General features: G+C 70.6%; 12 protein-coding genes and 1 pseudogene. 7 read left to right on the plus strand and 6 right to left on the minus strand.

Annotated elements, in window-relative coordinates:
* Window positions 1-274: 274 nt before the first annotated feature.
* From ALI22I_RS31100 to ALI22I_RS31115, 4 genes are all read right to left on the minus strand, one after another.
* Entirely contained in the window at window positions 275-1423 is a 1149-nt protein-coding gene (locus ALI22I_RS31100) for a DUF58 domain-containing protein (RefSeq protein WP_077009071.1), read from the minus strand.
* Window positions 1420-2406: an AAA family ATPase gene (locus ALI22I_RS31105; protein WP_077009072.1), complete on the minus strand. Its 987-nt coding sequence runs from the start codon at window positions 2404-2406 to the stop codon at window positions 1420-1422. Before ALI22I_RS31105 ends, ALI22I_RS31100 begins: the two co-directional genes overlap by 4 nt.
* A gap of 170 nt (window positions 2407-2576) precedes the next feature.
* On the minus strand, window positions 2577-4751 hold the full coding sequence (locus tag ALI22I_RS31110) for a fibronectin type III domain-containing protein (RefSeq protein ID WP_143532521.1): 2175 nt from the start codon (window positions 4749-4751) through the stop codon (window positions 2577-2579).
* Between the two features lie 177 nt (window positions 4752-4928).
* Window positions 4929-5420, minus strand: coding sequence for a MarR family winged helix-turn-helix transcriptional regulator (locus ALI22I_RS31115; RefSeq protein WP_077009074.1), 492 nt, complete (start codon window positions 5418-5420; stop codon window positions 4929-4931).
* Window positions 5421-5513: 93 nt separating this feature from the next.
* Between ALI22I_RS31115 and ALI22I_RS31120 the strand changes: the two genes are divergently transcribed.
* Window positions 5514-6059: a YceI family protein gene (locus ALI22I_RS31120; RefSeq protein ID WP_077009075.1), complete on the plus strand. Its 546-nt coding sequence runs from the start codon at window positions 5514-5516 to the stop codon at window positions 6057-6059.
* A gap of 396 nt (window positions 6060-6455) precedes the next feature.
* Window positions 6456-6956, plus strand: coding sequence for a histidine kinase (locus tag ALI22I_RS31125; RefSeq protein WP_077009076.1), 501 nt, complete (start codon window positions 6456-6458; stop codon window positions 6954-6956).
* A gap of 102 nt (window positions 6957-7058) precedes the next feature.
* Here ALI22I_RS31125 and ALI22I_RS31130 read toward each other — a convergent pair whose 3' ends face one another.
* Entirely contained in the window at window positions 7059-7619 is a 561-nt protein-coding gene (locus ALI22I_RS31130; RefSeq protein WP_077009077.1) for a TetR/AcrR family transcriptional regulator, read from the minus strand.
* Window positions 7620-7740: 121 nt separating this feature from the next.
* On the opposite strand from ALI22I_RS31130, the gene ALI22I_RS31135 reads away from it, so the two are divergent.
* Window positions 7741-8451: an alpha/beta fold hydrolase gene (locus ALI22I_RS31135; RefSeq protein ID WP_077009078.1), complete on the plus strand. Its 711-nt coding sequence runs from the start codon at window positions 7741-7743 to the stop codon at window positions 8449-8451.
* 150 nt (window positions 8452-8601) lie between these two features.
* The gene (locus tag ALI22I_RS31140) at window positions 8602-9177 is read left to right on the plus strand and encodes a DinB family protein (protein WP_179118426.1); all 576 of its coding nucleotides are present in this window, start codon (window positions 8602-8604) and stop codon (window positions 9175-9177) included.
* 139 nt (window positions 9178-9316) lie between these two features.
* Here the strand turns inward: ALI22I_RS31140 and ALI22I_RS31145 are convergent, their stop codons facing one another.
* Window positions 9317-10162 (minus strand): EamA family transporter, encoded by an 846-nt coding sequence (locus ALI22I_RS31145; RefSeq protein ID WP_077009080.1) that lies wholly within the window; start codon window positions 10160-10162, stop codon window positions 9317-9319.
* A gap of 181 nt (window positions 10163-10343) precedes the next feature.
* Between ALI22I_RS31145 and ALI22I_RS31150 the strand changes: the two genes are divergently transcribed.
* The 3 genes and pseudogenes from ALI22I_RS31150 (at window position 10344) to ALI22I_RS31160 (ending at window position 12971) form a co-directional block, all read left to right on the plus strand.
* A complete protein-coding gene (locus ALI22I_RS31150) occupies window positions 10344-10973 on the plus strand; it encodes a GTP pyrophosphokinase (RefSeq protein ID WP_077009081.1) in 630 nt (209 codons plus the stop codon).
* Between the two features lie 248 nt (window positions 10974-11221).
* Window positions 11222-11308: pseudogene (locus ALI22I_RS54050) on the plus strand (CGNR zinc finger domain-containing protein); the annotation flags it as partial.
* Between the two features lie 367 nt (window positions 11309-11675).
* Entirely contained in the window at window positions 11676-12971 is a 1296-nt protein-coding gene (locus ALI22I_RS31160) for a serine hydrolase domain-containing protein (RefSeq protein ID WP_077009082.1), read from the plus strand.
* Window positions 12972-12993 lie beyond the last annotated feature (22 nt).

The following is a 12993-nucleotide window of genomic DNA, read 5'->3' on the forward strand; positions in this document are numbered from 1 at the left end:
ACCCGCCCGGACACACCGAGGGCCGGGGCGCCGCGCCTCCATACTTCCGGCAACAAAATCGGCACTTCCATTCATCCCCGAGACCGGTAACGCGATCGAGTGATCTCCGGGTGGTAGGGCGGAGGCTGCCGTGTCGCACGCACCCGGCAGTCCTTCAACGCGCCCCGATGCCGGCGCCCTCCCCAACCGCACGCTCACCACACCACCGCCACGTCCCACGTACCCGGCAGATCCCGACCCCAGCGCCCAACCGCCGCCGACCCCAGCCGCGCCCTCACCGCGACACCGCCGTGTTCCACGCGTCCAGCAGCCCCTCGGCCTTCGCTTGACGCAGCAACAGCACCGAACCCACCGCCGAGATCGGGTGCGTCGGCGCGGGATCGACGGCGAGCACTACGCCCACCGACGCCCGCCCGGCCTCCAGCATCAGTGCGGCCAGGTCGGCCTCCGCCCCGCACACCACGGCCACCACGTCGAGATCGCGGATCGGCAGCGGGCGGGGGGTGGAGGTGTCGGCGGCGGCCTTCAGGTCCGCCAGTGCGGCCAACACCACCGATGCGTCGGCGTCCACCGCGCCCGCCGGGAGCTCCACGTCCACCGCGCCGGACGACGACACCAGCCGCACCGGGTGGCCCTCGGCGATCGCGACCGTCACCAAAGACGCCGCCACCTCCACCGCGTCCTCGAAATCCTTGGTCTCCGCGTAACCATCGGCGTGGTCGTCCAACACCACCGCCAAGTGCGGACGCGCCGGATCGGCGTCCTCGCGGATCATCAACGTGCCGGTGCGCGCGGACGTGGCCCAGTGCAGTCGGCGCAGGTCATCACCGGGCACGTACTCGCGCAGCCCCACCAGGTCCGTGCCGCCGCGCTCCACCCGCTCGTCCGCACCCACATGCCCACGCCGCACCCCACCGGGCAGACCGCGCACCGGCAGCACACGCGGCACGACGCGGACCTCCACCACGTCACCGACGACAGTCCGGGCGTGGGCGAGACCGGCCATACCGCGACGGCTCAACGTCAGCGGACCGATCCGCAGCAGACCACGCGTGTGCGTCGGAATCGCGTACTCGACCTTGACCTTCTGCCCCGGCCCGAGCGGCGGGATGTCCACCGGCACGGCGTTCCCGGCCACCTCGTCGGTCGCGTCGAACAGCACCGGGAACCGCTTGCTGGTCCCCGTCAACTCGACCACGCCGGTGCACGCGCCCAACCGCTGCACGGTCCGCGGCCGCACGGTGCGCGACGGCGCGACCTGCGCCCGCGACAGCACCGACAACACACCGGCACCCACGAGCACCAACAAAGCGATACCCAACGCCGCCACACCCGGATAACGCCACCACAACCCGAACGCCACCAACGGCATGCCGAGCAGCACCGCGCCGATCCCCCGCGCGGTCAGCCGCACCCTGGTCATCGCGAAGCCGGTTTCGGCACCGCCACGCCCGCCAGGACGTCGGCCAGCACCTCCTCGGTCGTGGTGCCCGCCAACTGCGCCTCGCGCGTCAACACCAACCGGTGCGCCAACACCGGCAGGGCCAACGCCTGCACGTCACCCGGTACCACGAAGTGCCTGCCCTGCGAGGCCGCGTACACCTGCACGCACCGCACCAACGCCCGCAGCCCACGCGTGCTCGCACCCAACCGCAACCGGCCGTCCCCGCGCGACGCGACACCGATATCGCTGATGTACCGCAACAACGGGTCCGCCACGTGCAACGTCGCCAACCGACGCCCCTGCTCGGCCACCACGTGCGGGTTGCTCACCGTCGGCACCGCGCCGACCTGACCCGCGCCGCTGCCGGGCCGCAACACGTCGATCTCGTGCTCCACCGCCGGGTACCCGATGGACGTCCGCAGCATGAACCGGTCCAACTGCGCCTCGGGCAACCGGTACGTGCCGTCCAGGTCGATCGGGTTCTGCGTGGCGACCACCAGGAACGGCGAGGGCACCGAGTGCGCGACGCCGTCGACCGTGACCGTCCGCTCCTCCATCACCTCCAGCAGCGCCGACTGGGTCTTGGCGGCGGCCCGGTTGATCTCGTCGGCCAGCACGATGTTCGCGAACACCGGCCCCGGCCGGAACCGCACCTGGCCGGTCTGCGGGTCGTACACCGACGTGCCGGTGACGTCCGACGGCAGCAGGTCGGGCGTGAACTGCACGCGCCGCGACACCCCGCCCAACGCACCCGCCACGGCACGCGCCAACGTCGTCTTACCCGTGCCGGGCACGTCCTCCAGCAGCACGTGCCCGCCCGCGAACAGCGAAACCAGCACGAGGTCCACCACGTCCCGCTTGCCCCGGATCGCGGACTCGACCGCGTCACCGAGCCGCGCGTGCAGAGCGCGGAACGCCGCGATCTCGTCCTCACCGATCGCCGGAACCGCCGTAGTCGTCACTTCTCGCCCCTCGTTGCCGCTCGCCACTCACCCACACCGCCGCGACCTCGCCGGACGAAACACCCGCGCCGCGCCCGTAGGGGTGTTCGACACGGAAGCGCCCGCGGTTCGCCAATGTTCGCCAGAACGACCGGAAGCCGGCCGGTGGGGTCACCGGCCGGCCACCGTCACTACGACTCGTCGCGCCGGATGCGCCGGTTCCGCAGGGTCAACAGCCACGCCGTCGCCAACAGCCCGATCCCGCCGCTGACGAGGTTGCTCTCCCCTTCCGCCGGGACGCTGTGCGGCCGGCAGACCATGCCGCCACCGCAGGGCTGCTGCGGCTCCAGCACGGGCGCGCTCTTCGCCGCCGAATCCACCGAACCCGAGCCGGACGCGGCATGAGCGCGCACGACGATCGAGTTCGAGCCCTCCTCGACCGGCACCGTCACCACCCCGCCCGAACACGCGATCGCGACCGCGTACTCATAGGTCCTGTTGACGACCTCGCACCGACCACCGTGGCTCGCCCAGTCGGCGGGCGGCGCCGTGGTCACCTTCTTCTCGTACCGGTTCGACCCCGCGCCGACGGTGCTGATCACGCCGGCTCCCGCGGTAGGCAGGGACGGCGGCGGAGGTGTCGTGGTCGTCGTGGGCGGAGGCGCCTGGGTAGTCGTGGTCGTCGGAGGAGGTGCTTGAGTGGTGGTCGTCGTCGGGGGCGGCGCCTGGGTGGTGGTGGTCGGCTGCACGGCAGGCGGACGAATCGTCCACGACGTCGAGCCGGCCTCACCCGCACCGAACCGGTTGTACGCCGCCACGGTCACGTCGAGCTTGCCGTTGGTGCAGAACGACGTCCCCGCGCACGGCAACGTCAACTCCGCCGACGTGCCCGCCACCCGCGTCTCCCGATTGCCACCGGAGAACGCGCCGGTCGCCGTCACCGAATACCCGGAGATCGGCTCACCGCCGTCCGGCACCGCGCTCCAGCCCACCGTCACGATCACCGACGTGCCGTTGTTGCTGCGCTGCGACACCGTCACACCGGCCGGACGACCGGGCGCCGCACCCGGCACACCGGAACTCGGCGCCGTCGTCACCGGCACGGTCGTCGTCGGCACGTTGCCACCGTTGGGCGGGTTCGGGCCACCACGCGGGTTTTCCCGCGTCGGCGGTTCCGGACGCGGCGGCGGCGGGCTCGGCGGGCTCGGCATCGGCGACCGCTCCGGGTCCATGACCGGCAAATCCGGGCTGCGGACCACCACGTTCCGGGTCCGCCCGTCGGAGTCCACGATCACGCCCTCGTTCGCGCCAGGCGTGTTGATGAACAGCTTGCCGTCGTCGAACACCAGCGCCGGATCACCGGAACCACTCGTGCGCACGTCGTCCGCGCCACGCCGACCCGACCGGTCCAGCACGACGACCTTGCCCGAACCCCGGCACGGCACGTAGACGCGGTCGCGGAACACCGCCGGACGTCCCGGCGTGGGGCAGCTGAACTGCCCCATGTCCACCTGGACCACCTCGTCATTGCTCAACAACACGACCGCGGACGCGTCCGGCACCGACGCGGGCACCAGGCCCGTCGGGCTCGTCTGCGCGGCCAACACCTCGCCGGTGAACGACATGGTGCTCGCGGTGAGGTCGCGGCCGGTGCCGTCACGCACCACCACGCCGCCCTCCAACCCGAGCAACGTCACGCCGCGCTCGTGCGGCACCAACGCCGTGCGCGGACCGGCGCCCGCCACCGGCTTGTTGGACCGCTCCAAGAACTTCTGGTCTTCCTCGGACCACTCCAGCGCGTGCAGGTTGCCGCCGTGGTCCACCGCCCAGATCACGCCGTCGTCGTCGGCCACCACATCGGCCAGCGGCTGACCCGCCAGCCACGGCGTGCCGATATCGGCCAACGTCACCGGGTCGGCGTTGTGCACCGACCCCGTCGCGCGGTCGACCACGAACACCTGGTCCCACGCGATGAGCACCTTCGCCGACGGACCGGCAGGCGCCTGCCTGCGACCGGACGACAGCAAGGTGGCCAAGTCGATCACGGTGATCTGCCCGGTGCGGCGGTCGAGCACGATCAGCTTGTCGTCGGACTGCGCGATCTCCAGCTGCGCGTCCGCACCGCTGACCTGCAACCGCGTCTGCGGCTTGCCGGAGCTGGGGTTGACCTGCACGACCTCGCCGCGCTGGTCGTCGTTGAGCCACGTGAGGCCGTCGGACACGTCCACGGCGGTGCGCGAGATGCCGTCGCCCAGTGCGGCGCCGACCAACAGCAACAGCCCTAACGCGGCCGCGCTGACACTCGCCGACTCACGTCGGCCCGCGCCCATGACCCGGCGCGCGATCCTCCCCAACTTCGCTCCCACAGGGCGGATGCTAACCGTCCGGTATGACATTCTTGAGACGGCGCGCAACCCTGCTCCGCTCGGCCCACAGCCACTGCGCCGGATGCGTCCACATCGGACCGCCGTTCCCCCGCACGTGGGATGTTCCGACATCCGGCGACCGGGAAACCGCCGCCGCGAACCTCCGGGGAGCCGGGCCTAGAAGTCGGCGAACTCCTCGCGCACCTTCGCGCACTCCGACGTCAGCCCCGCGTCAACCGCACGGCTGATCTCGACCAACGATCTCAGCTGCTCGGGGGTCAGCACGTCGAACAGGTGCTCGCGCACCGCCGTCACGTGACCCGCCGCCGCCTGCTCCAGGACGGCGAACCCGACGTCGGTCAGCGTCGCGAACGAGCCGCGCCGGTCCGACCGGCACGCCCGCCGCTCGACCCAGCCCTCCTTCTCCAGCCGGGCCACCGCGTGGGAGAGCCGGGACCGGGACGACTGGCACACCGCCGCCAACTCGCTCATCCGCAGCGCCCGCCCGGGCGCCTCGGACAGCGCCACCAGAATCTCGTAGTACGCCATCGGCATGCCGGAGTCGCGCTGCAACTGCCGGTCCAGGTGTTCGGTGAACTTCGTCACGGCGGTGATGAAGGCACGCCACACCTGCTGCTCGTCGGCGCTCAGCCACCGCACGTCGCTCATGTCTCCCATCATACGGGCATTGTTGAACCCTCAACCAGGATGCGCTATGTTCGGTTGAGAGTTCAACCAGAAGCTACCCAGAAGGACCACTACATGACCACGCAGACTGTGCAGATCCCCGGCTACCTCGTCGGCACGTGGGCGATCGACCCGGTGCACTCGGACATCTCGTTCGTGGTCCGCCACCTCGGCGTGTCCAAGGTCCGCGGCCACTTCGGCACCTTCGAAGGCACGATCGTGACCGCCGAGAACCCGCTGGAGTCGACGGTCAGCGCGAAGATCGACGCCGCGTCGATCGACACCAAGAACGAGCAGCGCGACGGCCACGTCAAGGGCGAGGACTTCCTGGACGTCGAGAAGTTCCCGGAGATCACCTTCACCTCCACCGGCGTGCGCGCCAACGGTGAGGGCTTCCTCCTCGACGGCGAGTTCTCCCTGCACGGCGTGACCAAGGCCGTGACCCTGGAGCTGGAGATCAACGGCTTCGGCGACGGCTTCGAGGGTGCGAAGGTCGCGGGCTTCTCCGCCTCCACCGAGATCAACCGCCGCGAGTTCGGCGTGACCGGTGGCCCGGCCGGCGCCGTCGTCGGCGACAAGATCACCATTCTGCTGGAGATCGAGGCCGTCAAGCAGGCCTGAGCTCGGGATCGAGGCTCCGCTGGAGCCCTGAACCGAACTCACCGAAGGGCCCGCCGGAGTGTCGGCGGGCCCTTCGCGCTGCCCGCGGCCTACGCTCGGTAGGTCAAGTCGCCCGTCCGGGCGAACAAGGCCCTATATTCCACCCGAGCACGCATTTCGGTACTTTCCGGTTCGCCGTCGCAACCGCTCTGAACCGCACACCGTGTCCATCCGTAGTAGGTCGTGAAACCAGGGTTCTCTTCTCGATCGACACTGAAGCCGTCGGTGAATACTGAAGTTTTAGAACTCAATGCGGACACAGTCCGCTCACGGTCGTAGACCACGTGGGTGACACCGGACGCACTCATGGCACCATCTGGCGCAGCACGCGCCGGACGCAGGCGGAGGAGGATCGGTGTGAACGCCAAGACCGAACAGGTCGACGACCTTCGACTCGTCGCGCTGCCCACCGCGGTGAACGTCGCGGACTTGTTCGTGCGCTTCTCGCTCAGCGAGTGGCGCCTGCGGGCGATGCAGGACGAGGCCGCGCAGACCGTCCGCCGACTGGTCGGCGCCGCGGTCGACGTGGCGGACCGACGCGCGCCCGGCTTCCTGCTGGTGCGCCTGCGACTGACCGGCACCTACCTGGTGGTCGAGGTCGAGGGCAACCGCGTCGCGATGCCGCCGGAACTGGCCGGCTCCCGCGCGGGCCTGGTCGACCTCACCGCCGGCGGCCACCTGGCGTGGTGCGAACTGGCCCTGCCGTCGGGCATGAACGCCTCCGCCGTGCCGCTGCCGCGCCGCGAACCCCGCCGCTCCCCCGCCGCCGAGAAGCTCGGCGACGAGCCCGACGTGGACCCGGAAGTCATCCAGCGCATCCTCTACGGACTGGGCGGCGGCGCACACCGCCCCGACTAGTGCCGAGCCCGGAACGCCGGCCCGGCGATCGGCTCGGCGGTTGGCGGGCTGGTCCCGTAGATCGTCCGCGGGACCGGGACCGGGGTCGCGACACAGCGTCGACTAGTGCGGGATGACGTCTTCGACGGCTCGGCGCAGCGTCTCGCGGACCACCGCGGGGTCGTCGAGTTCCCCACCGTGCAAGGCGCCGTCCCGCAGCAGCACGAGCACGCGGGCGGCGTGGTCGGAGTCCGGGTGGCCCAGGTCGGCGGCGAGGTCGCGCAGAACCCCGAGGAACCACGTGCGGTGGTCGTCGATCACCGCACGCACCGGGTGGCCCGGGTCCGGGTACTCGGCGGCGGCGTTGAGGAACCGGCAACCCCGGAAGTCGTCTTCGCACGTCGCGTCGCCGATCACGGACATGGTGGCGATCAAGGCCTCCCGCGGTGCCTTGCCCTTCCGGACCCGGCCGACGACCTCGCGGATGGCCTCGCTCGCCGCCTTGAGGTAGGCGACCACCAGGTCGTCCTTGCCGGGGAAGTGCCGGTAGAACGTCGCCCTGGTCACCGCCGCCTCCGTCACCAGGCGGTCCACCCCGACGGCGTGGATGCCTTCGGCGTAGAACAGGCGCGACGCGGTGCGCAGCAACCGGTCCTTCGGGTGCGGTTCTCGGGCGGTCCTCACGTCTCAATCGTAGAGAAAGACCAGTCGTTCTGCATGGTCGCGCTCGTCACGTTGCCACCGCAGGGAGATCGACTAGTGTCACTAGCAGAAAGACCGATCGTTCTCCCTAGTGAGGTTGAAGATGAGCAGCAAGAACCCGACCATCGTCCTCGTCCACGGCGCGTTCGCCGACTCGTCCAGCTGGAACGGTGTGGTGCCCGGACTCCAAGACCGGGGCTACGAGGTCATCGCGGTGTCGAACCCGCTGCGCGGCATCGACAACGACGCCGCCTACGTCGCCTCCGTCGTCAAGGCCGTGGACGGCCCGGTCGTGCTGGTCGGCCACTCCTACGGCGGCGTGCTGATCAGCCGGGCGGCACAGGAGCTGCCGAACGTGCACGCGCTGGTCTACATCGCGGCGTTCCAGCCGGACACCGGGGAAAGCGCGCTGGAGCTCGCGACCCGCTTCCCAGGCGCCAAGCTGGGCCCGGACACCACCGCGGTGCTCGTGCACGACGGCGAGCCGGAGCTGCGGATCAAGCCGGAAGACTTCCGCGAGGTCTTCGCCGGTGACCTGCCCGCCGGCACGACCGAGGTGATGGCGGCGACCCAGCGCCCGGTCACCCAGAAGGCCCTCACGACCGGCCTGCCGGGCGAGCCCGCGTGGCGCAAGCTGCCGTCCTGGGCACTGGTGGCCACACAGGACAACGCCATCCCGGCACAGGCACAGGAATTCATGGCCGAACGCGCGGGATCGAAGATCGTCCGCGTCGACGCGTCCCACGCGGTCGCGGTGTCCAACCCGGACGCCGTCGCGGACCTGATCCTCGATGCCGCGAAGGCCGGCGCCTGACCACTCGTCCACGGGGTGCCACCACGGGCACCCCGCATCCGGTCACGGGCAGGCAAGCCGGCGCGTGACCGGGCGGCCCACACCCGGGTTCCGACGGCCGACTGCTTATTCGGTTGCGGCGCTCGGGTCGGCCCGTTGACGATCGCGCCCATGACGGACATCACGGACGACGCGGCCCTGCCCGAGCGGACGTTCGGCTGGTGGGACATGTGGGCCGATCCGGGGAGCGATCCGCGGGAGGCCGGTGGTCCGTACTCCGGCGAGCGCCAGACCCTGGTCCGCTACCTGCGCGACCGGCGGCTGACCCTGGAGATGAAGTGCGTCGGGCTGGACGCCGAGAGCATGGCGCGCCGCTCGGTGCCGCCGTCCGACATGTCGCTGCTCGGCCTCGTGCGGCACATGGCCGAGATCGAGCAGTACTGGTTCCGACGGGTGATGGCCGGCGAGGACGTCACCGCGCACTACACCGGGAACATGGCGTTCGACGGCGCGAAGCCCGATCCCGCCGTGGTCGAGGACGCGTGGACCACCTGGCGGGCCGAGGTCGCCTTCGCCGAGCGGTTCGTGGCCGAGGCGCCGGACCTGGACGTGCTGGGCACGGGCGACGAGGAGTCCGACCCGACCCCGCTGCGCGAGGTCCTCATCCACATGATCGAGGAGTACGCCCGGCACAACGGCCACGCCGACCTCATCCGCGAACGGATCGACGGCCGCATCGGCCAGTAACCGGCAGACACCGATTCGCGCCACGATCCGTCTCGATTGGGCTGCCACGCCTGCCCACCAAGCCTGCCCGCCGCGCCTGGACTGCCGCGCCTGGGCCGGTGGGCCGGCGCCCCGAAGGGCGGAGCGCCGGCCGACCGGGTTACGTCCGGGCGAGCGCGATCAGGGCGAGCGCCAACACGCCCATCCCCAGCCACGACACCAGCGGCAGCCGTTCGTGCAGGACGACCACGCCCAACACCGCCGCCACGGCGGGTTCGGCAAGGGTCAGCGTGGTCGCGGCGGCGGCGCTCGTGTGCCGAAGTCCGCGCCCGAACAGCAGGTACGCCGCGAACGTGGTGAACACCGCCAGGTGCGCGGTCACCACCGGCCCCGACACACTGGCCAACCACCCGACACCGAGCAGCCACAGCACCGGCAGCGTCAACACCGACGCACCGCCGAACACCGTCGCCACCACGGCCCGGGACGGGTGCCCGAGGCCGATCAGGTGCGCGCAGATCACCGAGTACACCGCGTAGGACAAGCCCGCGACCAGCGCCAACGCCACCCCGACCAGGTCGACGTGCGCGTCACCGCCGCCCAGGACGAGCACCGCGCACCCGACCACGGCGGTCACCGTGACCAGCGGTTGGGAACGCAGTCCCAGCACGATCGGCGCGGTGGCCAACGCCACGGTGGTGGCCACGGCCACACCGGTGCGCTCGACCGCCGGGTAGAACGTGAGCACATAGCCCGCCACGGTCACCGCACCGAGCAGCAGCAGCCGCCGGTCGGCGGTCCGCAGCACGCCACGCGTGCCGCGCGCGGTGAGGAAGAGCAGGCAGCCACCGAGCACGAGCCCCGCCGCCCCGACGGCCATGGCCGGTGCGGAGGCGGGCGCCAGTGAACTGGCCGTGCCGGTGGTGCCCCACAGGACGCACGCGGCCAGGATCGGCAGCGGTCCGCGGGTGAAACGAGCACGTGTTTGTACGACAGGGGTGGACAAGAGGTCTCCGTTCGCGAAACGAGAAGAGGGCGCGAACGGGCGCACTGTGCGATCAGACAGGCGTGCCGGTGTGTGTCAGCGAGTGCGCCCGGTCAGGCGCACGGCGGCGGAAGAACCACGTGCCAATGGGTGTCCACGACCGGCATCCTAGCCGAACGCGACCGGCGGTATCGTTGATCTCATGGAGATCGGCGTCGCGGACGACCTGCTGCGGCGGTCCCTCGTGGTGTACAAGTTCGCGGTCGACGAGCTGATGACGAAGCTGCGGATCCTCAGTGAGGAGTTCGACCTCGTCCACCGGCACGACCCCATCGAGCACGTCACGCAGCGGGTGAAGCGGCCGGACGCGATCCTCGACAAGCTCCGGCGCAAGGGGCTGCCGGCGGACCTGTCGCTGGCCGCCGAGCACCTCGACGACGTGGCGGGCGTGCGCGTGGTCTGCCCGTTCGTGTCCGATGTGTACCGCGTGCGCGACATGCTGGCCCGGCAGAACGACGTGGAGATCCTGAAGACCAAGGACTACATCGCCGCGCCGAAGCCCAACGGGTACCGCAGCCTGCACCTGATCGTGCGCATCCCGGTGTTCCTGTCCGATCGGGTGGAGCACGTGAAGGTCGAGGTGCAGCTGCGGACCATCGCGATGGACTTCTGGGCCACTTTGGAGCACAAGCTGTACTACAAGTACGACGACCGGGTGCCCGCCGGTTTCGTCGAGGAGCTCACCGCGACCGCCGCCATCGCGGCCGAGCTGGACGCCCGGATGGAGTCCCTGCACCACGAAGTCCAGCGCGACCAGCCCCCGGGCCGGTAGGGCGCGCCGACGATCCAGCCGCCGACCCGCTCCGGCAGGGCGTCGGTCGGCACCGGCGACGACCTGGCCGCGGCTGGACCTGCGCGACGGCGAACTCCACCGGCACACCACGACCGACGCCCCCGAGGCGACCGCCGCGCTGGCCGCCGTCGCCGCCGAGGCGATCGACCTGTTCACCGGAGCGGACCGAGCGCTGCTGCGCGCCTGTTACGCGCCGGGCTGCGTCCTGTACTTCCTGAAACCACCCGAGACGCGCGTGGTGCTCGACGGGGTGCGGTAATCGGACACGCGCCGCCCGGCACTACCGGCGGACCTCCGCAGCTACGCCCGAGTAACGTCAAACGACTTCCGCCGAAGAAGGTTACGGTCGACGCAACAATTTTTCGCAAATCCCTCTGAATGGAGCATGGTGAACATTTCGTGCCCACTGGATGGACAACCTACGGAGTACCGCAGCCAGGTGACACGCAACTGCGAATAACGCTCGCATCTGCGAATCTTTACGAGACTGTGTAGTCCAAACCAACCGATCGAGTGAATCCCGGGAACTTCTTCCAACGCAGGGTCGCACTTCCGCAAAATAGGGAATGTCTATTTTGCGAATGCTCCATTCGGCGGTGGCGAAGATCCGGTGCGCCCGTCAACGTTGGCCCGCAGCCCTGTTGCTCATCGATACTGTGGCGCGTTCTCAGAGGATCAACCATGGACACCGACCGGATCATCACCCGATTAACGGCGCTGACCCGCGCGCACCTGGTGCCCGGCTCGCAGCTCGCCGTGCACCACGCCGGGCGCACCTGGACGTACGAGGTGGGGCTGCCCGCCGATGCCGCCGTGCCCATCGGCTCGGTCACCAAGACGTTCACCGCGACCGTGGCCATGGCGCTGGTCTCCGACGGCGACCTCGACCTGGACGCGCCGCTGTCCGACCACCTCCCCGGCGTGGCCGACGAGCTCACACTGCGCCACCTGCTCAGCCACACCGGCGGCCTGCCGTCCGATCCGGAGGACCCGGACGACGTGCGCGCCACGTCCCTGCGCCGCCACGTGCGGCAGGCCGTCCGCGAACTGCACCCGCTGCACCGGCCCGGCGCGGGCTTCTCCTACTCCAACCTCGGCTACACCCTCATCGGCCACCTGATCGAGGTGGCGACCGGGATGTCCTGGTGGGAGGCGGTGGACGCGGTCCTGCTGCGCCCGCTCGGCCTGCGCGCCAGGTTCACCACCGGCCCCGCCGACGTCGCCGCCGGCCCCGCCGACATCGTCACCGGCCACGCGGTCAACCCGGCGACCGGCCGGGTCGTCCCGGTGCGGCAGTCACTGGCACCGGTGGACGCGCCCGCGGGCGCCCTGGCCGCCAGCGCCACGGACCTGGTGACGTTCGGCCGGATGCTCGGCGGCGCCGCACCGCACCTGATCGACCCGGACGGCCTGGCGCTGATGCGCGCCCCCGTCCGGCACGCCGAGCCGTTCGGCATGGCCGACGGGTGGGGCCTGGGCCTCGCGCTGTTCCAACGGGACGGCGTCGGCTGGGTCGGCCACGACGGCACCGCCGACGGCACCTCGTGCCACCTCCGGATCAACCCGGCCGACGGCACCGCGGTGGCCCTGACCACCAACGCGAGCAGCGGTTTCGCGATGTGGCGCGATCTCGTGCCGGATTTGGTCGACGCGGGCCTGCCGGTGGCCGATTACGACGGAATGCGGGGCCTGCACCACCGCATCCCACCACCGCCGGACTGCACCGGCAGGTTCCGCAACGGTGAGGTCGAATACGCCGTGCGGGCGGTGGACCGGGAGCGCCTGGCGCTCACCGTGGACGGCGAGCCGTTCGCGGACCTATCGCTGTTCGACGGCCTCGTGTTCGCGATGCGTGATTCCGACACCGGCGACACCAACCAGACCGGGCGTTTCCTGCGCGACCCGGGCGACGGCGGGATCCGCTGGATCCAGATCGGCGGGCGACTGGCCCGCAGGCAGGTCACGACAATGTCCTGAATGCACGTTTGAACCTCCGCGC

The sequence above is a fragment of the Saccharothrix sp. ALI-22-I genome (assembly GCF_001984175.1).
Lineage (GTDB): Bacteria > Actinomycetota > Actinomycetes > Mycobacteriales > Pseudonocardiaceae > Actinosynnema.

What these genes read in the sequence shown, in the direction of transcription:
- ALI22I_RS31135 (WP_077009078.1), top strand. Translation starts at nt 7,741, where the DNA reads ATGAGCAGCAAGAACCCGACCATCGTCCTCGTCCACGGCGCGTTCGCC.
- ALI22I_RS31150 (WP_077009081.1), top strand. Translation starts at nt 10,344, where the DNA reads ATGGAGATCGGCGTCGCGGACGACCTGCTGCGGCGGTCCCTCGTGGTG.
- ALI22I_RS31160 (WP_077009082.1), top strand. Translation starts at nt 11,676, where the DNA reads ATGGACACCGACCGGATCATCACCCGATTAACGGCGCTGACCCGCGCG.
- ALI22I_RS31100 (WP_077009071.1), bottom strand. Translation starts at nt 1,423, where the DNA reads ATGACCAGGGTGCGGCTGACCGCGCGGGGGATCGGCGCGGTGCTGCTC.
- ALI22I_RS31140 (WP_179118426.1), top strand. Translation starts at nt 8,602, where the DNA reads ATGACGGACATCACGGACGACGCGGCCCTGCCCGAGCGGACGTTCGGC.
- ALI22I_RS31115 (WP_077009074.1), bottom strand. Translation starts at nt 5,420, where the DNA reads ATGAGCGACGTGCGGTGGCTGAGCGCCGACGAGCAGCAGGTGTGGCGT.
- ALI22I_RS31120 (WP_077009075.1), top strand. Translation starts at nt 5,514, where the DNA reads ATGACCACGCAGACTGTGCAGATCCCCGGCTACCTCGTCGGCACGTGG.